The following is a 20,305-nucleotide window of genomic DNA, read 5'->3' on the forward strand; positions in this document are numbered from 1 at the left end:
CGGCCGTTTTATGAGGATGACGATGCCGTGGGCCTAGCCGTGGTGCAACCGGCTGGAGGCGGATAGACGAACGGCTCCAGCCGATCACGATCATAGACGGGTTGGCCGTTCACATAGGTAGCCTTGATCATGCGATCGTCGCCCAGCGTCATCAGCATGAAGAGAAGCTGATCGATGGTATCACAATGATCGCGGCGAAAGTTTGAGAGAGCCGTGGCGCCCGGGTCGAGGATAACGATATCGGCTTCCTGTCCCGCCGCCAGCGTTCCCACATGGTCTTGCAGATAGAGGGCCTCGGCAGCCCCCCGGGTGGCCAGCCAGAAGCCTTGTGAGGCGCTGAGCGCATGGCCAGTCAACTGGGCCACCTTGTAGGCCTCGTTCAGGCTTTGAAGCTGCGAGAGGCTGGTTCCCGCGCCGATATCCGTCCCCAGGCCGACGCGCACCGGCCGTCGTGGATCGATGGCATCGAAGAGTCGGAACAGTCCGCTTCCCAGAAAAAGATTCGAGGTCGGACAGTGGGCCAGGGCGGCCCCGGTGGCGTGGCAGGTGCAAAGCTCCCCTTCCCCGACATGGATGGCGTGCCCGAGAATAGCGCGAGGCCCGACAAGGCCGGCGCGCTGGTAGACGTCCAGATAGGATTTCGCTTCCGGAAAGAGTTCCTTGACCCAAGCAACTTCCGCTTCGTTCTCGGCCAGGTGGGTCTGCATGAAGAGGCCTTGCCGCAACTGCAAGAGGCTGGCCGCGACATCGAGCTGTGCCGGTGAGCAGGAGGGCGCAAAACGGGGCGTGACGGCGTAAAGTTGGCGACCTTGACCATGCCAGCGCTCGATCAGCGCCTTGCTCTGGGCATAGCCGGTCTCGACCGTGTCCAGGAGTTCTGGCGGCGCGTGACGGTCCATGAGCACCTTGCCTGCGACCATGCGGGTATTAAAGCGGGCCGATTCGGCAAAAAAGGCCTCCACCGATTGTGGATGGACCGTGCAATAGACTGCAGCCGTGGTGGTGCCGGCGCGCAGGAGTGCGCGCAAGAACAGGCACGCCACCTCTGCTGCATGGGTTGGGCTGGAAAATCGCCGTTCCGTTGGGAATACATAGCGCTCGAGCCAGGCCAGTAATTGCTCGCCATAAGCCCCTATCATCTGGAGCTGCGGGTAATGGACATGGCAATCGATGAAGCCCGCCGAGATCAGGCCATCTGGATAATGCGCGATCTCAAGGTCAGGCGGCAGGCTCGAATGTTGTCCCGCATAGGCGCCAAAGGACAAAATGCGGCCATCTGAGATCAAGATCAGGGCGTCCTCCTCGTAATGGAGGGCGTCCTTTGCCAGAAAGGGATTGTCCTTGAAGGTAAAGGCGGGCCCCCGAATGGCCTTGAGGCTGGCTGGCGTCGGCACGGGCTGGGTCATGCGAGGTCCCCATGCCGCATCGTCTTGCCACTCCAGGGCCATCCTTGCGGGAAAGTCCCGGCCTGCCTCCTGAGGCGTCCTGGTCTAGATATTGTTCGCATCCTTGGCTGGCAGGAAAGATTGCGATGGCGGCAGTAAGCGATGCCTCGATGCGGTTGGTCTATAAGGCGGCGATCGCGCTGCTCAAGATCTGGTGGTTCGTGCGTCGGCCGGCGGGACAGGGTGCTTGTGTCCTGCTCTGGCATCGAGAAAGCCTCCTGGTCGTCAGGCTTTCCTACAGGCGTGGGCTGTCGTTGCCGGGTGGCGGGATGAAACGCGGCGAGACGCCAAAACAAGCTGCCATGCGCGAGCTTGAGGAAGAGATCGGCCTCAGCCTTGATCCCGCTTGCCTGACCCCCCTCCCCTCCGCCCTGCTCATCGAGGATCACCGCCGCATCACCACGCATTTCTTCGTGCACCATCTGGATGATCCGCCCCTTCTGCGTGTCGATAATCGCGAGATCGTCTGGGCGCGTTTCATGACGCTAGCCGAACTCGGCCAGTGGCCCATGATGCCGGTCCTGCACCACTGCGTCACGGATCTTGCGCCTACGCACCTCCCCGTGGCGGAGTCGTCATCACATCAACTGTAAATACGTCGTCACGACAATCCGTGACGACGTAATGCTAATATGTATATAACTACGTGTCTACGAAACGCCGAGAAAACGTCAGTACGTAATCACGTAGCTGCGGCGTCACTAAAATTGGACAACGTCATGTCATATGCACGACGATACGCAAAGATGGCATTACGTACATTCGTGGTGAACAACAGTCGTAACAACGACAGTATGTAATCGCGCAAATGCGTAGTGACGTATAAGCGAATCTAATGGTCTGTCGCAGCTTGCATGCGATGTCTGGAGCATGTCTATTTACGTTACGTAACTACAACATTACGATTGCACGCGGCGCCGTATTGTTGTAACGCCGAATAAATTCAAGGGCGAGGTAGCGATGAGCGTCTTGACGATCGCGAGCAGCAAAGGTGGCCCCGGCAAGACGACCGTGACCATGCTACTGGCTGCCGCCCTGGCCAAGGAAGGACAGAGGCTGAGCGTCATCGACGCCGATCCGACCGAAGCCTTCAGTCGCTGGGCGCGACAGACCTATGAGGGACCGCCCTTCGATTGTTTCTTCGAGGCGGAGGAAAGCCGGCTTGCCCATCGGATCAACGAGAGAGCCGGCCTCGATGAACTGGTGCTGGTCGATACGGCCGGGTTCGGCAACCGGGCGGCGGCGGTGGCGATGACGAGCGCCGATCTCGTGATCATTCCGACCTTGAGCGGCGAGGCCGATGTCACCGAGGCGGAGAAAACCATGCGGCTCGTTCAAGGTCTGGCCGCCGCTGCCAGGCGCGATATTCAGGCGAGGGTGCTCTTAAACAAGATGCGCCGTACGCATCTGGCCCGCCACGCGGCAAGCGAGATCGAGAAGGCCGGCCTGAAACGCCTGAAGACAAGTCTGAGCGATCTCGTCGCCTATGGCGAACTTTCTTATTCCGGAATCTTGCCTAGCAGCCGCCCCGCGGTAACCGAACTCGGCGATCTTCTGGCCGAGTTGCGCAAGGAAGGTTGGCTGGGGCCCCCGCCCGGGAAAAAACACCGCCGCGCGAAGAGAACGATTGCGTCGTAAACACAATATCGTTACGTAACTTAATAATGTACGTAATGATGTCGATACGAAATGCCGTAGCGTCGTATTGAAGGGGATCTGATGAAGAACCTGAAGTCACGCAATCGCCCGACGGCGGAAGAGGCCCTACGGGCCGTCAGCCAGCATGCACCCTCCCTGCCGCCCGTTCAGGTTGACGCGGCCGACCGGCCGACCACCTTGAATCTTCGGGTCAGGACGAGCACGCTCCGGGCCCTCGAAGCCGAGGCACGGCGGCGTGGCCTGACGATGAAGCAACTGGTTGCGCAGGGCTTGCAAGGGCTGGGTGTGGCTGTCGCCGCGGCGGATCTCGAGGATCGTACGCCACGACGGCGTTTCGACTAGATCCGCTACGGCGCCGGCATCCCTCATGATTTTTTAACGACGAAGGTACGTACCGCTCTTTTTACGTAAAAACGACGTTTCGGCGTTACGTATAGAAGAGAGCGGCGGACGACGATGTGGTTTCGTCACGCACCGATCGGTGATGGCGTCGATATCGGCACCTCGTCTGCAGCTTCCGGGCTCGTCAGCCGTTATGAGCCGCCACGGGTCATGAGAGAGCTTGGCTGGCCGAGGGGCGCTGAGGAGAAACCGGGATCATGGCGGTATTCATCGTCAGACATCGAACGCATTATCATTACTCCGAGGCGGTCACCCTGGGGCCGCAGCGGCTTGTCATTCGGCCGCGCGACAGTCACGATCTGCGGCTCCTCGATGCGACGCTGATGGTCTCGCCGCCGGCGAGTCGGACACGTTGGCTGCATGACATCTACGACAACTCGATCGCTATCCTGGAGTTCGAGGGTACGACGCAGGACCTGATCGTCGAGAGTCGCCTGCTGATCGACAATTATGGTTACGACAAGCCGCGACTACCTGTTGAGCCCTTTGCCGAGACATGGCCTTTTGATTATCGCGCCGAGGAAGCGGTGGATCTGGAGCCCTGGACCAGACGACAATTCAAGGATCCTGAAGGCAGGCTGACCTGCTGGGTGCGCCAGCTGGTCAATAACAAGATCGAGTATCCGACCCAGGACCTCCTGGTCGCCATGATGCGGCGGATCAAGGACGAATTGCCCTATAGTGTCAGGTACGAGGAGGGCATTCGCAATCCCCTGGAGACCCTGGAGAAAGGAGGTACGTGCCGCGACTTCGCTGTCTTGATGATCGAGGCCGCCCGCATCCTGGGCTTCGCCGCGAGGTTCGTCAGCGGCTATCTCTATGTGCCACCAGTCCAAATAGCATCAGATCGCAATGGCGAGCAGAGTGACCACGACAAGGATGACGCCGCCGCCGGGGTGCCATTGGCGGCGCCCATCGTCGGTGGTGGCAGCACGCATGCTTGGGTGCAGATCTATCTTCCGGGGGCAGGGTGGGTCGAGTTCGATCCCACCAACGCCCTCTACGGGGGTGCTGACCTGGTACGGATTGCCATCGCCCGCGAGCCGGCTTTGGTTTCACCGGTCAGCGGCAGCTTCAAGGGCCCTCTTGGCATACGGGCGACGCTGAAGGTCGATGTCGACGTGCAACTTCTCAAGGACGAGCCCATTCCCGAACGCCTGTCTTGAGAGGCGGTCACGATTCATTGAAAAGGCATCCTGGCGCAGCCCGTTCTGTTCAGGCTTTCGTTGTGAAACCTGGCAGATAGCCAGAGCTCGATTTCGCGCAGGCTGGCCTGCAAGAGGAACAAGACCGCGCGCCATGTAATCTTCGCGTCAGCTATAGCTTCGCTGAGCGTCATCGCTTTTAAGAGCCTAGCTGGATGGGCAAAGGATGACTCGCCTCACATCTTCCTGCCGGCGCGGAGTCGATCACTCTAGTCGGAACTTCCAGCATGTCGCCCGAGCGACCCGAAGTGAAGGCTCACCTTGCGGTGGATTTCGCCGAGCAACCGTCTCCGGCGGCCTGCAGGACGATGGCAATCTGCTCTGAGTCCTTGCCTCGCCGGTAATCGGCGCCTGGGCGATGAGATCGACCTCGCCCGACGGTCAGAGCTGTATCGTGGCCGTCGGTCAGGGCTGGCAGAACAAGACGTCGGCCACCAAAGCCACGGCCAGCCTTTAGGCCGGTTTGCGCAGTCTGGGCAAAAGAGTGTCGACAAACCGGGCGATGAACGCGTCGCCGGTCAAGCTGGGAAACGTCTGGCCACGATGTCGCCAAGCTGCAGCGAGAATGGCGACCCGGTTCCGCCATAAGGACTCGAGCGCCAATGCCACGACGAGTGGCAAAAGATCCGGGAGGACAGGAAAGGTACTGCGGTCGGGAAGGACTTCCAGAACGTCTAGTCCGGGTGCGCAAAGAGCTGGCCGTCAATGCCAGACCGCTTCCAGCAAGGTGGAGCCGAAGGGTTTGAAGCGTGACGGCATGACGAAGAGATCGATCTCGCCATAAAAGGCATTCCGTGCGGCATTGCGGCGTCCTCCAAGGAATTCGACGCGCGCTGAGAGCCGGTGCGCGACACGCACGACTTCTTGCATATAAGCCTTACTGCCTGGCCCGCCACGCCGAGGCGGAGGGGCAAAGTCGGATGCTGGTCGATGAAGCATTCTAGGTCTTCCAAGGGGAGAGCCAGGGTAGGGGCGGCGGATCGAGCCTCCGTTTAGAGTCCGGGCGAACGGCGGCGGGTTCGTGACCGCTTCCTGCTCGGCCGAATCGCGACCGTGCCTTGACCTTCCTTTTCGTAACCTCGCCCCCGCGGTCGCCATCTTGTCCAGGGTCTGGGTGCCTGCATGGGCGGCCTTGAATCCTTGTGTTTCGCCCGGGGTACCAGCCCGGCTGGGCCGGTCGCCGCTGAACTTTTCCTTGATGTGGCCCGCGCTGCACGATGGCCGGCATGTCTTCGTCTCGACGTCCGCCATCGGCATGTACACCTAGGCGACCAACATCATCCTTGGAGCCGTGGCCGGAATCGGCGCGCTTGGCCTCTTTTCGGGCGCCGGCCGCATTCGGCGCGCCGCACAATGATGCTGCAGCCGATCCGTACCGCCTTCTACCCGAGGGTCGCCTATAATTTTGCGCACGATTGCAAGGAGACGCATCGGCTCCTGCGCTTCGTCCTTCTGCCTCAGGGCACGCTCATCTAGGTGATCATGCTGGTTTTTTTGTCTTCGCCAACCTGATCGTGCGGCTCCTGCTGGGTCCGGATTTCGTTGGGGCGGCCACTATTTTGCGTTTCCTGGCACCCGTTCCTGTCCTGGTCGGGATCAGCGGCATTCTCGGGATCATGACGATGATTCCCTTGGGTTGAACGCAGAGCTTTCCTGCATCCTCCTGTTGGCCGGCATTGTTAACCCAATCTTCATCGCTCCTGCTTCTTATTACCTGGGCACCATCGGAGCTGTCTCGACGGGGCTTTTGACCGAATCGCGGTCACCTTCACGATGATTGGTTTTCTCCTTGTTCGTCGTCAGAAGCCGTTGCCGGGATACGCATGACCAAGCCTTATGACTTCCTCATCGTCGGGGCCGGCTATGCTGGCAGCGTGTGTGCCGAGCGTCTGGCAGCGGCGGGGCGCCGCGTTCTATTGATCGACCGGCGCCCCCATATCGGCGGCAACGCCTATGATTGCCTGAATGCGCAGGGCGTTCTCATCCATCCCTACGGCCCGCACATCTTCCATACCAATGCCAGGCGAGTCTTCGACTATCTGGGCGGCTTCACACGCTGGCGCTTTTACGAACACCGCGTCCTGGCCAAGGTCGGTCGGCAGTTCCTGCCCATTCCCATCAACCGCGTCACGATCAACCGTCTCTATGGTCTGGAGCTCGACGAGGCGGGTGTGGCCGCCCATCTTGAACGCGTGCGCGAGCCCAAGAACGAGATCCGGACCAGTCTGGACGTCGTCCTCAACAGCGTGGGCGGCGATCTCTGCGATAAGTTCTTCAGCGGCTATACCAAAAAGCAATGGGGTCTCGACCTTTCCGAGCTCGCCGCCGGCGTCGCCGCCCGCATCCCGACCCGGACCAACGACGATGATCGCTATTTCACCGACCGTTTCCAGTTCATGCCCGAACAGGGCTATGCCAGGATGTTCGAGACCATGCTGGCGCATCCGAACATCGAGGTTCGGCTTGGCACGGACTTCGCCGAATTGCGGCGGGACATCCCGGCCAGCAAGGTAATCTATACGGGCCCTATCGATTTCTATTTCGACTATCGCTTCGGCAAGCTTCCCTATCGCAGCCTTGAATTCCAGCACGAGCATCGGCCCGAGGACGCCTATCAGCCCGTTGGCACCATCAATTATCCCAACGAGGAGGACTATACCCGGATCACGGAGTTCAAGAAGCTGACCGGCCAGGTATGCGCCGGCACCGCCATCGTGCGGGAATTTCCAAGGGCTGAAGGCGATCCCTATTATCCGGTTCCCCGGCCCGAGAACGAGCTGCTCTTTAAGCGCTACCAAACCCTGGCCGACCAGGAGGAGGAGGTTCATTTCGTCGGGCGGCTGGCTCAATACCGCTACTACAACATGGATCAGGTCGTAGCGGCATCTCTGGCCTTGACCGACAAGATCCTGGGCCGCCAAGTGGCGCAGCGCTAAGAGCAGGAGAGGGGATCATGTCGATGCGTCTTCGACTGGGTGGTCTTGTGACCCTGCTCGTCCTTTTTGCGACGGCGGCGATGGCGGCGCCAGGGCAGCGCTTGCCAGCGCAACAGCCTGCGGCGGCCCCCGACATCAAGGCTTGGTGGGATCTCAAGCGGAGCCGGGCACCCAAGCCTTTCGATCGCGTCCAGGGACGTTACGCGAGCGAGCAGACTCCGCCCCGCGCCGACATCCCGGTCGTCACGGGCCCACGCACCATCCCGGCCTCTTCGGCACCCCCGCCGCGTCGGCCCGAATACGCTTATCCCAATGCCGATGCGGATCAGCAATGGATCCAGGGTGACTGGCGCTTTGTGGGCGGGAGCTGGATATGGCGGGCCGGGCACTATGCGACGCCGCCGGCTGCGGGGCAGGTCTGGGTGCAGGGCCGCTGGACGCCTTCACCCTGGGGTTATGGCTGGACGGAAGGTCGCTGGGTCGATCCGCAGTCGCTGGCGGCTAGCAGCCCCATGGCCCCTTGAACCCGATCGGGACGAAGCTGGCCTGATGCGGCAAGGTGGCCAAGGGCATCCGGCCTGAAGCCGGCAGCCGCCCGAGACCGAGACCGCTCTAGGCACCCATCAGACGGCGTACGTGCTCAAGATCGGCTGGCGTGTCGACGCCCAGCGCCGGCTTGTCGACCAGGGCCGCATCGATCCGAAATCCCGCCTCCAGCAGGCGAAGCTGCTCCAATTTCTCGCAGGCTTCCAGAGGTGAGACCGGCAAGCCTATGAACTTGTCGAGCACATGGCGGCGATAGGCGTAGAGTCCGATGTGATGCACATAGTGCGTGGCTCCCCAAGGGGCCGCGCAGCGTGTGAAGTAAAGAGCGCGCAGGCGCTGGGGGGCCAGCCGTGTCCCGACGATCTTGACGACGCTGGGCGTCGTATATTCGGCATCGACCGCGTTCTCCACCCCGGCCGTGCCCACATCCACCGCAGGGTCTGCCAGGAGGCTGGCCGTGGCATGGACGGTGGCCGGATCGAGCGTCGGCAGATCGCCTTGAACATTGACGACGATCTCGACCTCGCCCTTGGGATCATAGGTCTGGAGCGCTTCGTGAATGCGGTCCGACCCGGAAGGATGATCCGGTTTCGTCAGGACCGCCTCGAAGCCGGCCGCCCGCACGACGGTTGCGATCTCCTCTGCATCGGTGCAGATCGCGACCGGTCCGATGCCGGCCGCGCGGGCCCGCTCCGCCACATGGACGATCATGGGCTTGCCCGCGATGTCGAGGAGCGGCTTGCCGGGCAGGCGGGTGGCATGCAGGCGGGCGGGAATGAGAACGAGCAGCTTCTCGGGCATGACGATTTCTTCGCAGCTGGACCGGGGCAGAGCTATAGACCCGCTCCGGTCCAGCGGGAAATGTCGCAGCCGCAGTTTTATGGGGACTAGCATGTCCGGGAAGAGACGGCCTCTTCAAGGTGCTCGTGCTACAGGCTGCTGGCCGCTGCTTCCCCCCGGGATGGACAAGATGAGAGCCCCGCAGAAAACCCCGCCCTTCCCGGAATTCGTGATCCTGATCGCTGCCATGATGGGGATCACGTCCATGGCCATGGATAATCTCCTGCCGGCGTTCGGGCCGATCCAGGCGAGCTTCAGCGTCTCGAACCCCAACAGGCTGCAGCTCATCGTCTATGCCTACATGCTGGGCTTTGGACTGACACAGCTCATCTATGGTTCGCTCTCGGACGTGATCGGTCGTCGACCAGCCCTGATGATGGGGATGGGGGTCTTTCTCTTCGGCGGCGTCATGGCACTCCTGGCGCCGAACTTCGAGATCTTGATCCTGGCCCGTGTCATCCAGGGCATGGGTGCTGCCGCGGGGCGCGTGCTCTCGATTGCCATCGTGCGCGACCGGTTCGAGGGCAGGGAGATGGCAAAGGTCATGTCCTTGACGATGATGGTCTTCATCATCGTGCCGGTCTTCGCCCCGGCCCTGGGCAGCCTGGTCCTGCTCATGGGCAGTTGGCACTGGATCTTCGTCAGTACGCTCATGGTGGGCGTGGCCTTTGCGTTCTGGTTCTATCTGCGCATGCCCGAGACCCTGCATCCGGAATATCGCGCCTCGAGCCTGTCCCTGACCCGGATCCTGGCGGGTGTCCACCTGACGCTGAGCTCGCGGGTGGCTGTGGGTTATGCGACGGCCATGGCGCTGATGATGGGTGGTCTCATGGCTTATGTGGGATCCTCGCAGCAGATCTTCGAAACCGAGGTCTATGGCCTGGGCGGGCGTTTTCCGCTCGTCTTCGGTTTGATCGCCGTCGCCATGTCGATCGCCGCGCTCCTGAACTCGCGCCTGGTGGGCCGTCTCGGCACGCGGCGGCTCTCGCATGGCGGTCTTTGCGGTTATGTGCTGGTCTCGCTTCTGCAGGTGATCATGGCCCTTGTTTATAAGGGCCATCCGCCGCTTTTGCTCTTCGCCGTCCTGGTGGCCGGCAACCAGTTCCTCTTCAGCATCGTAATGCCGAACTTTAATTCCATGGCGATGCAGCCCCTGGCCGCCGTGGCGGGGACGGCCGCCTCCTTCATGGGGTGCTACACGACCCTGGCCGGCACGCTTTTCGGCTACCTGGTCGGCCGGGCGTTCGACGGCACCGTCCTGCCTCTGGCGTTCGGTCTCCTGGCCATGGGGGGCAGCGGCCTTGCAATCGTGCTCTGGACCGAGAAAGGCCGTCTCTTCCATCCCCAGCACGAGCCTGCCTGAACCCGTCTTCGGGCTGCAAGGATGCTTGTTGCCGATGGTGGGCTATAAAGCGCGCCCAGATCCACACCTAAGAGGAGGCAGATCTGGGCGCTTTGCGGCATCATGCTGCTAGCGTGCCTGTCGAAGCGCCAGGGGCCAGGTATTGGGCGCGCCGAGCGGCGAGGTCGGTCAGTCGGGGGCACGCATCAACCGATGCCGTCTCGCCGACGACCAGATAGCCTTAGTGTTGCACGGCCTGCGGCTTCAGTAGGCGAGGGGGCCTTGGACCCGCACAAACCTCAGGTCGCGCGGGCGAAATGTTGTTGCAATTGTTCGCGCCAGTAGATGAGCTGGGCTGGGATCCTGCCCCATTTGCCGGCGGCGTAGGGCAGGCCGAAGGCCGCAAAGAGGCGCCAGCGATCGTCCTTGTTCACGATGCCCCCCGCGATCAGGTCGCCGGCCAGGGTTGTCAAAACGACGCCAAGGCCGCCAAAGCCGCTCGCATACCAGACGCCTTCGCCCAGGCTGCCAAAGGAGGGCAGCTTGTGGCGCAGATAGGGCATGAGACCGCTCCAGCAGGTCTCGATCGTGACCTCCTTCAGGCTTGGATAGAAGGTGGTGATGTCCTGCTTCAGTTGGCGGGCGATCGCGGGCTTGGAGCGCTCGAGGGCAAAGACGCGGCCGCCCCAGAGGAGCCGGCCATCGTCGAGCCGGCGGTAATAATTGGTGGGGGCGAAGAAATCGGAGATCGCATGCGGCGTGGCGATCGCCTGGTCCAGGAGCCTGCCCAAAGGCGGCGTCGAGGCAACGAAGGTCGCAATCGGGATTGTGGCCCGGCTCAAGGGTGAAAAGAGCCGCTCGACATAGGCACCGCACGCCAGGACGACATGGTCGGCGCTGACCTCGCCACTGCCACCCAGGCGCACGCGCTTACGCGAACCCGTCAGATCCAGCTCGCGCACGGCAGCACCCTCATGCACCCGGCCGCCCAGCGCCTCCACCGCCACCGCCATGCCACGGCAGAAATTCAAGGGATGGATGGCAAAGCTGTGCGGATTGAAGGCGCCGTCGCGGTAGCGCTCTGTCTTGAGCACGGCGCCAACCTGCGCCGCCGACCAATAAACCAGTTCGGCATCGAGCTGGCGGTTCATCGTCTCGACATAGTCGGGCACGGTTCGCTTGGGACTCCGGCGCATGCCGCAGCGGAGCGCGCCTTGTGTCAGCGGCCCGCAGGCGATGGCGTGGCGAGCTACGCGCGCCTTCATCTGTGCCTGCGCCTCACGGGTCAGCGCATAGATCTCGCGCGCCTTTTCTACCCCCAGCTCCTCGATCGCCTCGATCATGCCGCCCGGCAATCCCGGCGAGGCGAATCCGCCATTGCGCCCGGATGCGCCCCAGCCGATCCGGTTTGCCTCGAGGAGCACGACCTTCCGTCCCGCCTCGGCCAGGGCCAGGGCCGTGGCCGTGCCGGCGAGCCCGCCGCCAATGACGCAGACCTCGGTCTGGAGCCGCTCATCCAAGGCGGGAAAGCGGCGTGGATGGGTAATCGTGCGGCTGTAATAGGTATCGGGGTAGTCGTTGCCGGCCGTTTCGGCGCGGGCGACGGTGACATCATGGGCGGCCAACATCGTCAACTCTCGGCCTCGAGAATGAGCATGTTTGCCGTGTGCATGGGTATCTCCAGTCCTAGATTGACGCACTGCGTCGTTCCCTCATGAGCTCTACGGAACAGGCCGCGACGCTGCAGTTCGGGGACCACCTCCCTGACGAATTCGTCGACGGCGCCGCTCGTGTGGGATGGCAGGACATTGTCCTGAGTCGCGCAGCGCGTCCGGCCGCGAGCCCGGCAGGTGCCAGGAGGCGATGTGATAGCCATGCCGCCAGATCGACAGGCCGAGCTTCATCTGCCGCTTGCCAGTGATCATCCCTGTCATTCTCGACGTTCGTGGCCTTCGTTCCTCATCGTCGCTGGTGGGCTGGTCCGTTGTTCTTGGCCTGCAGGCGCGCCGCTCGTTGGCGGGCGCCGAGCGGGGTAGGTCCCACCCTTAAACACGCTGACCTTAAATGCTCTTGGGCCAGAGATCCTCGGCCATGAGATCGGCCTCGGTCAGCTCGATCGCCTTGGCCAGGATGTCCATCATCTGGTCGATCTCGGCGCGCTTGATGATGAGCGGCGGCGAGAGCACGCAATTATTGACGATCGGGCGCACCACCAGGCCCAGTTCCTGGCAGTGACGGTCGACCCTGGCACCGATCGCCTGCTTCATGGCATCGTCGTCGCCGGCACATTCCACGCAACCGACGAGGCCGGCACCGCGAACGTCGGTCACCAGGCGGTAGCGGCGAAGTGCCCGCAAGCCTGCCTGGAAATGCGGTGCCACGGCGCGGACATGCGCCAGGATTTCCTCGCGCTCGAAGATCGCGATATTGGCAAGAGCGGCGGCAGCGGCCACGGGATGGCCGCTATAGGTATAGCCGTTGCTGAAATAGCGGCCCTTGGCATGCTCACCGCTGACGCGGGCAAGGATGCGGTCCGAGATCGCAAAGCCGCCCATTGGCACATAGCCCGAGGTGACGCCTTTGGCAAAGACGATGAGGTCGGGGACGATGCCCATCACGGCCTCGCTGGCAAACCAGTGGCCGAGGCGGCCAAAGCCGGTCACGACCTCGTCCGCTATGAAGAGGATGTCGTGCTGCGCGCAGATCGCGCGCATGAGCGCGAAATAATTGGCGGGTGGCACGATGACGCCGCCAGAGGCCTGGACCGGCTCGGCGATGAAGGCGCCGAGCGTCTCTGCGCCTTCGCGGGCAATCACCCTCTCGAACTCGGCGGCAAGTGCTAGTCCATGCTCCTCCTCGCTCATGCCGGCCGGCCGGTCGCGCGCATCCGGCGAGCTTAGGACGACGATCTTTGGATCAGCCGTGTCGAAGGGCGAGGCTTGCGGTCTTGGCGAGCAGGAGGCTGCCAGCTCGGTGCTGCCATGATAGCTGCGATACCGGACCAGGATCTTCTTCTTGGCCGGCCGCTCCAGCACATTGTTGAAATACTGCACGAAGCGCAGGGCGGAATCGACCGCCGTGGAGCCGCCGGTCGTGAAGAAAATATGATCAAGATCGCCAGGCGTCAGGGTCGCGATCCGCCGGGCGAGCTCGGCGGCCGGCCCGTTGATCGAGTGCCAGGGTGAATTATAGGGCAGCGCCATGACCTGGGAGGCGATCGCGTCCGCCATCTCCTGCCGGCCATAGCCGATCTGGCTGCACCACATGCCACCCGGCCCGTCGATGAGGGCGCGTCCGTCAGCGTCGAAAAGATGGATGCCTTCGGCGTGCCGGAGCAAGGGACGCGCCGCGCTGCCCAGTTTGGCCATATCCTCGGCCGGGCTGAGGAGGTGGCGTCTGGCCGCTTCGCTGCTCGTCGTCTGTGGCTCCGTCACGCTCATGCTGCTGCTCCTGGGGTCAGCCGGTCACGGTCGCCGGCGAAAATCGCGGGGAAGAATTGAGCCAGGAGCGTGAAGCAGGCGAGCATGCCGCGCTCGCGATCGGACGCGCCGATTTTACCAGTGACGAGAGCATGGATACACCAGCCGTCGATCAGCGCATTCAGGCTCTCGGCGATGACGGCGGGATCGGCTTTGGCTTCCTGCGCGCGGACGAGGACGGTCAGCAGGTTCGTCACCGCCTGCCGATAGCGCTGTTTCAAGGCGGCGCAGCGATCACGATAGGCGCCTACCCGCGGCGTCTCCGCCCAGAATGCGACCCAGATGGCGATCCGGTTGCGGCTCGCGACGCGCGGATGGAAATCCGCCCGGATCATCGCCCGTATTTCGGCCGCGGCCGTGGCCGGCTCGGTGACCTCCGGTCGCTCCAGCCATAGGTCTTCATAGTCGGCCAGGGTCGCATCGAGTGCCGCCAGGAGCAACTGCTCCTTGGTGCAAAAATGAAAATTGATGATGCCCTGGCTGCAGCCGGCTTCGGCAGCGACGTCGGCCAGGGTCAGCCCGGAGATCCCCTTGCGGGCGATCACCGTCAGGCTCGCATCCAAAAGCTCCTGGCGCCGAACCGAACTGCGCACCGCCCTTGGCACGGCAGCGGCTCGCGATAGCCGTTCGGACTTGACCATCATTCGGCCCCATGACGTCGACGATGACAAAACCTAGATCGTCGCTTTGATCACCGCAAGCGCAAAACCACAATTTGTTGATTAATTATATAGTCAACAATTGATATAAATATCGTTTTTTTATAAATAGATAGAGTGGATTTTCTATCTCTAGAGAAAAATTCGTTGACTGCTGACGTCAGCTGCTACGGGGTTCCCGTTTTAAGCCCGATGCCAATCCCGGCCCGTGGCGCAGATGGCCCATCGGATCATGGCTCTGCGGCATGGCCGGCTCGTCGAGGATGCGCCGACGCGCACCATACCGGCCGCGCCGCCCGTCTTGGAGGCCAAGGCCATCAGTGCCTTCTTCAGCCAGCATCGTGTCCTGGATCGCGTTTCGTTAAGCATGCCGCGCGGTCGTAGCGTCGCGGTGGTGGGTGAGAGCGGTTCGGGCAAGTCGACCCTGGCGCGTGTCATCGCGGGTCTGAAGCCGTTCTCGGCCGGCGTGCTGATTTTTGACGGTTGCCTTTGCCTGCTGCCTGAAGGAGCGCGACCGCAGACGGCATGCAGCGCATGCAGATGCTCTATCAAACCTTCGATACCGCGCTCAATCCCAGGCAAAAGGTGCAAAAGCTCCTGCGCCGGCCGCTGGCCGTCTACCAGGGCCTGCGGGGCGCCGGCTAGAGCAAGCGCTTCAATCCTTGATGGCGCGGGTCGGGCTGCGCCGACATTGGTACAATATCGGCCGGCCGAAATTTCAGGTGGGCAAAAGCAACGCGTGGCGATCGCAGGCACGCTAGCCGCACGCCCGGAGGTGCTGACCTTCGACGAGGTTGTCTCGGCTTTGGATCAGCTGATCCAGGAAAGCATCCCCCAAGATGCTAAGCTATCTGCAAGCCGAGATGCACGCGGCCTTTCCCTTCATCGCGCATGACTTGGTGAACGTACGGCCGATCGTCGACGCTCGGCGAATCCACGTGAGAAGTTCATGCGCAGGATTGAACTGCTGACAGCCGCTCAAGGGGACTGCTGAAACCGTGATCGCCGTCGGCTCGCGGAGCGTCGCCTGGTCGCTGTCGCCGTCGTTCAAAGGGCCAGATAGGCATCTTTCAGTGCCGGATCGGCGGTCAGTTCCGCCATCGTTCCGGCAAAGCGGATATGGCCCTTCTCGATGATATAGGCTCGATCGGCGATCAGTCGCGCGAAATGGAGGTTCTGTTCAGAGACCAGGATGCCAAGCCCCTGCGTCTTCATCAGCAAGATGGCGGAGGCCATCTGCTCCACGATCCGTGGCGCCAGGCCCTCGGAGGGCTCATCGAGGAGGACCAGCGCAGGATTTCCCATGAGCGTGCGCGCGATCGTCAACATCTGCTGCTCGCCACCGCTCATGCGACCGCTAGGCCGCCGCCGCATCTCACGTAGGTTGGGAAAGATCGTGTAGAGTTGCTCGGGGGTCCAGCGAGGCGCGTCCGGTCTGGGCGGTCTCTGTCCGACGATCAAGTTTTCCTCGACCGTCAGTTCGGTGAAGACGCGTCGATCCTCGGGCACATAGCCGATGCCTCGGCGTGCGATCTCGTAGGGCTCGAGCGCCTGGATGGGCCGGTCATCCAGTTGGACCTCGCCGCTCGTGCGGGCCAGCAGGCCCATGACGCTACGAAAGAGCGTGGACTTGCCAGCGCCGTTGCGCCCGAGCAGAGCGACAACCTCTCCGCTCGCCAGCGCCACATCCACATTGAAAAGGATGTGCGCCGGCCCGTACCAAGCGTTGAGACCGCGCGTCGAGAGCTTCATGGGCCGGGCTCTCCATAGAGCAGGCCTTCGCCCAGATAGACGGCCTTGACGGTCGCATCCTCGCGAATCAGGGCGGGCGTTCCCGTGGCGATCAACTGGCCGCGATCCAGGACCATGACCCGGGTCGCATGCTCGAAGACTGCATCCATGTCGTGTTCGGTGAAGAGCACGCCTATCCCCTTTTCCTTGGCGAGCTTGGCCATCAGCCGCATCAAGATGATCCGTTCGCCCGGCGCCATGCCGGCCGTGGGCTCGTCCATCAGTAAGAGCCGGGGGCTGGTGGCAAGAGCGATCGCCAGCTCCAGCCGTTTGAGATCACCGTAGGCGAGCTCGCCCGCCGGCCTTGCGGCTGCCTCGGCCATGCCCACAAGCTCGAGCAGGTCTGTTGCCCGGTCCACTGCGAAGGCGGCCAGCCGCCGCCAGGGGCTGAAGGCCCGTCCAGCCTGGGCCAGGAGGGACACCTGGACGTTTTCCCGAACCGTCATCGTGGCGAAAGTGGCGGTGATCTGGAACGTACGGCCCACTCCCAGGCGGGAGACCTCGGGTGGCCCCAGTCCGGTCATGTCGTGACCATCCAGCCGCACCTTGCCGGCACTGGGACGGATCTGGCCGTTCAGCATGTTGAAGCAGGTGCTCTTGCCAGCACCGTTCGGACCAATGAGCGCCACCACCTCGCCAGGCTCCAGCGCGAACGAGACGCCTCGGACCGCGTGGACGCCGCCATACGACTTGGCGAGGTTCTCGACCTCGAGGAGAGCGCTCATGCCCCAGGACCCGTCTTGGGTCGGCGCGTTCGGATAGTAAGCCAGGCCGCCTGCAGCGACCCGGCGATCCCCTTGGGAAAAAGCACGACCAGGAAGACGATAAGCAGCCCCAAGACCAGACGCGAGTAATCGGTCTGGCTGAGTAGCCAGATCGAACCCGCTTTGTAGGCGATGGCGCCGATCACAGCGCCAGAAACGGTGCCAACGCCGCCCAGAAGCACCATGACGAGGCCATCGATGGATTGGCCGATCCCGATTGCGTCGGGAAAGACACTGCCCTTGAAGAAGGCAAAGAGAGCCCCGGCCAGGCCCGCCACGGCCCCGGCGATCGTGAAGGCGAGCCATTGCAGGCGCTTGGGTCGCAGCCCCTGCGCTTCCGCCCGTAGCTCCGAATCCCAGGCCGCCCGCAAGGCATAGCCGAAGGGACTGAAGGTCAGATGGCGAAGGCCGAGGACGACCGCTGCCGTCAACAGGAGCGTCATCCAGTAGAAGGTCGGTGCCCGCGCGGCCCAGCGTGGTGGCCATATTCCGAGCATGCCGTTATCGCCACCGGTCACCGTCACCCATTGAAAGGCGATCGACCAGACGATCTGAGCGAAGGCCAGGGTCAGCATGGCGAAATAGACTCCGCTCAGCCGGACGCAGAACCAACCGAACAAGGCAGCACCCAGGATGGCCAGCGCCGGGCCGGCGAGCAAGGCCAACTCCATGGGTGCCCCCAACCATTTGACGGCGAGGGCGGCACCATAGGCGCCAAGGCCAAAATAGGCGGCATGGCCGAACGAGGCGCGACCGCCGACGCTCATGAGAAACTGCAGACTGCCGGCGAACAGGATGGCGATCAGGATCTCGGTCGCCACGCCCAGGCCGTAGCGTCCGAGCCCGAAGGGAAGAAGAGTCGCCAGCGCGAGGACAACGGCGACGCCGAGCGAGCCGACCCAGTGCAAAGGCCGCCAGGGCCGGAGCAGAGCGCCCAAAGGCGCCCGCGCCGCGCCCTCGCGGCGACCCAGAAGACCGTAGGGGCGGACGACGAGAACGATTGCCATGACGAGGAAGACGAGTACCAGCGAGATTGCCGGGTAGATCAGGATGCCGAAAGCGTTCAGTTCCGCCACCAGGACGGCCGCCAAAAAGGCACCTGGCACCGATCCCAGGCCGCCGATCACGACGACGACGAAGACCTCGACGATCACCGAGAGATCCATGCCGTGCGTCACGGCGGTGCGCGGCAATTGCAGCGCACCGCCCAGCGCAGCCAGGAAGACGCCGAGCGCGAAGACGCTGGTGAAGAGCCATTTCTGGTTCACCCCCAGCGCCCCCACCATTTCACGGTCCTGGGTCGCGGCGCGCAACAGGATGCCAAAGCGCGTGCGATGGAGGAGCAGCCAGAGCAGGCAGAGGACCAGGGGGCCGATGACGATGAGGAAAATGTCGTAGGTGGGCAGAAACTGGCCCAGGATCGGCAGGGCCCCCGTCAACCCGGGTGCCCTTGGTCCAACGAGATCATCCGGACCCCAGATGAGGATCACGAGATCCTGGGTCGCCAGCGTGACACCGAAGGTCGCCAGGAGCTGGAACAGTTCCGGCGCGTGATAGATCCGCCGCAGGAGCAGGATCTCCAGGACGCCGCCAATGATGCCGGACAGGAGCGCCGCGGCCAGGATGCCCAGCCAGAAGCCGAGGGGGCCGGTCAGGTGCGTCGTCAGGCTGTAGGCCAGATAGGCGCCCAGCATGTAAAAGGCGCCATGCGCGAAATTGACGACCCGGGTGACACCGAAGATCAAGGAAAGGCCCGACGCCACGAGGAAGAGCGAGGCAGCGCTGGCCAGTCCCGCCAGGAACTGGGCGAGAAGGAGCGACAAAGTCTCAGTCCTTGGGGCGCAGTGACGCCGCCTCGGCTTCGCTCGGCAAAAAGTCGCCTCCCGCCTTGTAGACGGTGTTGACCATGACGCCCTTGCCGTCCTTGACGGCGGTCGTGCCCACAAAGGCGCCGAGCGTCGACTGATGGTCGGCGGCGCGGAAGACGATCGGGCCGAAGGGCGAATCCAATCCTATACCGGAAGCAGCCTCGACTAGGGATTCGGTGTCGGTGTCCTTGGCCTTCGCTATGATTGCCGCTGCCGATTTCATCAGCGTGTAGCCGACGATCGAGCCCAGGCGTGGCGGCTCGTGATAGCGGTCCTCGTAGGCCTTGAGAAACGCCGCATGCTCGGGCGTCGTTATCGTATACCAGGGATAGCCCGTGACGATCCAGCCGACCGGAGCCTCGTCCTTCAAGGGGTCGAGATATTCAGGCTCTCCGGTCAGGAAGCTGACGACGCTGCGATCCTTGAAGAGGCCGCGCGCCTGACCCTCGCGCACGAGCTTGACGAGGTCGGCGCCGAAGGTGACGTTCAAGATCGCATCGGGCTCGGTGGCGGCGATCGCCTGTACAACGGCGCCGGCATCGAGCTTGCCCTGCGGCGGCCACTGCTCGCCGACCCATTCGACGTCGGGCCGCTTGGCCGAGAGCAGCTTCTTGAAGACAGCCACCGCCGATTGGCCAAATTCGTAATTGGGCGCGATGGTGGCCCAGCGCTTGGCCGGTAGCTTCGCCGCTTCTTCGGCCAGCATCGCAGCCTGCATGTAGTTCGAGGGCCGAAGCCGGAACGTGAAATGGTTGCCGTCCTGCCAGACCATGGCATCGGTCAACGGTTCGCCGGCTAGATAGAAGACCTCGCGCTGCTTCGCATAGTCGGCCAACGCGAGGCCAACATTCGAGAAGAAGCCACCCATTAGGAAGGCGACGCCTTCGCCCGCAATCAGATCATTGGCGGCCGTCAGGGCATCGGAGGGCTTGCCAGCATCGTCCTTGGAGATGACCTCCAGCGTGTCGCCATGCACGCCGCCGGCCTTGTTGATCTCGTCCAGCGCCATCTGCCAGCCCTTGCGATAGGGCTCGGTGAAGGCCGGGAGGGTCGAATAGGAGTTGATCTCGCCGATCTTGATCGTGGCCGCCATGGTCTGGCCCGCTGTCAGGGCAGCCAGCAGCAGGCCTGCAGCGATACGGCATGTCGGGATCAGGGGCATGGGTCCTCTCAGGTTCAGGTCATCGTCCAACTCATGCCCGAGCCGGCGGCACGCGTTGCCCTCTTGTGATTTATGCGTACAAATTATTTGTTTGTAGTCAAACGATATAAAGGCGTTTTCGGCGTGTCAAGGCGCTGTTCTTCAGTCTCGCAGCGGTACAAATCAGGCGACGCTGGTCGACGGCCAGGTCGCGCCGCCGCTGCAGTT

The 20,305-nt window shown here is 62.8% G+C and carries 20 protein-coding genes; 9 read left to right on the forward strand and 11 right to left on the reverse strand.

The features are described 5' to 3' along the window. Nucleotides 1-8 precede the first annotated feature (8 nt). A complete protein-coding gene (gene guaD, locus CFB17_RS08650) occupies nt 9-1,406 on the reverse strand; it encodes a guanine deaminase (protein ID WP_088561138.1) in 1,398 nt (465 codons plus the stop codon). Nucleotides 1,407-1,531: 125 nt separating this feature from the next. Here guaD and CFB17_RS08655 point away from each other — a divergent pair, with 125 nt between their 5' ends. The 4 genes from CFB17_RS08655 (at nt 1,532) to CFB17_RS08670 (ending at nt 4,672) form a co-directional block, all read left to right on the forward strand. Next, on the forward strand, nt 1,532-2,038 hold the full coding sequence (locus CFB17_RS08655; protein ID WP_165769505.1) for an NUDIX hydrolase: 507 nt from the start codon (nt 1,532-1,534) through the stop codon (nt 2,036-2,038). 367 nt (nt 2,039-2,405) lie between these two features. Then, nucleotides 2,406-3,083 (forward strand): ParA family protein, encoded by a 678-nt coding sequence (locus CFB17_RS08660; protein ID WP_088561140.1) that lies wholly within the window; start codon nt 2,406-2,408, stop codon nt 3,081-3,083. An 81-nt stretch (nt 3,084-3,164) separates the two neighbouring features. Further along, nucleotides 3,165-3,446, forward strand: coding sequence for a hypothetical protein (locus CFB17_RS08665; protein WP_088561141.1), 282 nt, complete (start codon nt 3,165-3,167; stop codon nt 3,444-3,446). A gap of 257 nt (nt 3,447-3,703) precedes the next feature. Beyond that, nucleotides 3,704-4,672: a transglutaminase family protein gene (locus tag CFB17_RS08670; protein ID WP_088561142.1), complete on the forward strand. Its 969-nt coding sequence runs from the start codon at nt 3,704-3,706 to the stop codon at nt 4,670-4,672. A 741-nt stretch (nt 4,673-5,413) separates the two neighbouring features. Here CFB17_RS08670 and CFB17_RS18900 read toward each other — a convergent pair. Continuing rightward, on the reverse strand, nt 5,414-5,581 hold the full coding sequence (locus CFB17_RS18900; RefSeq protein ID WP_122984970.1) for a glycosyltransferase: 168 nt from the start codon (nt 5,579-5,581) through the stop codon (nt 5,414-5,416). 483 nt (nt 5,582-6,064) lie between these two features. Between CFB17_RS18900 and CFB17_RS19785 the strand changes: the two genes are divergently transcribed. The 3 genes from CFB17_RS19785 (at nt 6,065) to CFB17_RS08685 (ending at nt 8,171) form a co-directional block, all read left to right on the forward strand. Further along, nucleotides 6,065-6,187, forward strand: a complete 123-nt coding sequence (locus tag CFB17_RS19785; protein ID WP_279311727.1) for a hypothetical protein — start codon at nt 6,065-6,067, stop codon at nt 6,185-6,187. A gap of 347 nt (nt 6,188-6,534) precedes the next feature. After that, entirely contained in the window at nt 6,535-7,647 is a 1,113-nt protein-coding gene (glf, locus tag CFB17_RS08680; protein WP_088561144.1) for a UDP-galactopyranose mutase, read from the forward strand. A gap of 17 nt (nt 7,648-7,664) precedes the next feature. Further along, nucleotides 7,665-8,171: a hypothetical protein gene (locus tag CFB17_RS08685; RefSeq protein WP_133063870.1), complete on the forward strand. Its 507-nt coding sequence runs from the start codon at nt 7,665-7,667 to the stop codon at nt 8,169-8,171. 88 nt (nt 8,172-8,259) lie between these two features. On the opposite strand, the gene CFB17_RS08690 is transcribed toward CFB17_RS08685, so the two are convergent. Continuing rightward, nucleotides 8,260-8,994 (reverse strand): 3-deoxy-manno-octulosonate cytidylyltransferase, encoded by a 735-nt coding sequence (locus tag CFB17_RS08690; protein ID WP_088561146.1) that lies wholly within the window; start codon nt 8,992-8,994, stop codon nt 8,260-8,262. Between the two features lie 169 nt (nt 8,995-9,163). Here CFB17_RS08690 and CFB17_RS08695 point away from each other — a divergent pair, with 169 nt between their 5' ends. Continuing rightward, a complete protein-coding gene (locus CFB17_RS08695; protein WP_243389819.1) occupies nt 9,164-10,396 on the forward strand; it encodes a multidrug effflux MFS transporter in 1,233 nt (410 codons plus the stop codon). 278 nt (nt 10,397-10,674) lie between these two features. Here CFB17_RS08695 and CFB17_RS08700 read toward each other — a convergent pair whose 3' ends face one another. The 4 genes from CFB17_RS08700 to CFB17_RS08715 all read right to left on the reverse strand — a co-directional run bounded on the left by CFB17_RS08700 (nt 10,675) and on the right by CFB17_RS08715 (nt 14,495). Further along, nucleotides 10,675-12,003, reverse strand: coding sequence for an NAD(P)/FAD-dependent oxidoreductase (locus CFB17_RS08700; protein WP_088561148.1), 1,329 nt, complete (start codon nt 12,001-12,003; stop codon nt 10,675-10,677). Between the two features lie 2 nt (nt 12,004-12,005). Then, nucleotides 12,006-12,251, reverse strand: coding sequence for a hypothetical protein (locus CFB17_RS08705; protein ID WP_088561149.1), 246 nt, complete (start codon nt 12,249-12,251; stop codon nt 12,006-12,008). Between the two features lie 184 nt (nt 12,252-12,435). Continuing rightward, nucleotides 12,436-13,815, reverse strand: coding sequence for an aminotransferase (locus CFB17_RS08710; RefSeq protein ID WP_088561150.1), 1,380 nt, complete (start codon nt 13,813-13,815; stop codon nt 12,436-12,438). Continuing rightward, nucleotides 13,812-14,495, reverse strand: coding sequence for a TetR/AcrR family transcriptional regulator (locus CFB17_RS08715; protein WP_165769506.1), 684 nt, complete (start codon nt 14,493-14,495; stop codon nt 13,812-13,814). Before CFB17_RS08715 ends, CFB17_RS08710 begins: the two co-directional genes overlap by 4 nt. A gap of 385 nt (nt 14,496-14,880) precedes the next feature. Between CFB17_RS08715 and CFB17_RS20060 the strand changes: the two genes are divergently transcribed. Then, nucleotides 14,881-15,408, forward strand: a complete 528-nt coding sequence (locus CFB17_RS20060) for an ATP-binding cassette domain-containing protein (protein WP_407642405.1) — start codon at nt 14,881-14,883, stop codon at nt 15,406-15,408. A 152-nt stretch (nt 15,409-15,560) separates the two neighbouring features. Here CFB17_RS20060 and CFB17_RS08725 read toward each other — a convergent pair whose 3' ends face one another. Genes CFB17_RS08725 through CFB17_RS08740 form a run of 4 tightly spaced genes read right to left on the reverse strand, consistent with a single transcriptional unit; the run spans nt 15,561 to nt 20,098 of the window. After that, nucleotides 15,561-16,265, reverse strand: a complete 705-nt coding sequence (locus CFB17_RS08725) for an ABC transporter ATP-binding protein (RefSeq protein WP_088561153.1) — start codon at nt 16,263-16,265, stop codon at nt 15,561-15,563. After that, nucleotides 16,262-17,029: an ABC transporter ATP-binding protein gene (locus CFB17_RS08730; protein WP_088561154.1), complete on the reverse strand. Its 768-nt coding sequence runs from the start codon at nt 17,027-17,029 to the stop codon at nt 16,262-16,264. Before CFB17_RS08730 ends, CFB17_RS08725 begins: the two co-directional genes overlap by 4 nt. Next, nucleotides 17,026-18,891, reverse strand: coding sequence for an ABC transporter permease (locus CFB17_RS08735; RefSeq protein WP_088561155.1), 1,866 nt, complete (start codon nt 18,889-18,891; stop codon nt 17,026-17,028). The genes CFB17_RS08730 and CFB17_RS08735 overlap by 4 nt, the downstream gene beginning before the upstream one ends. Nucleotides 18,892-18,895: 4 nt before the next feature. Then, a complete protein-coding gene (locus CFB17_RS08740) occupies nt 18,896-20,098 on the reverse strand; it encodes an ABC transporter substrate-binding protein (RefSeq protein ID WP_088561156.1) in 1,203 nt (400 codons plus the stop codon). Nucleotides 20,099-20,305 lie beyond the last annotated feature (207 nt).

It is taken from the genome of Arboricoccus pini (genome assembly GCF_900187945.1).
Lineage (GTDB): Bacteria > Pseudomonadota > Alphaproteobacteria > Geminicoccales > Geminicoccaceae > Arboricoccus > Arboricoccus pini.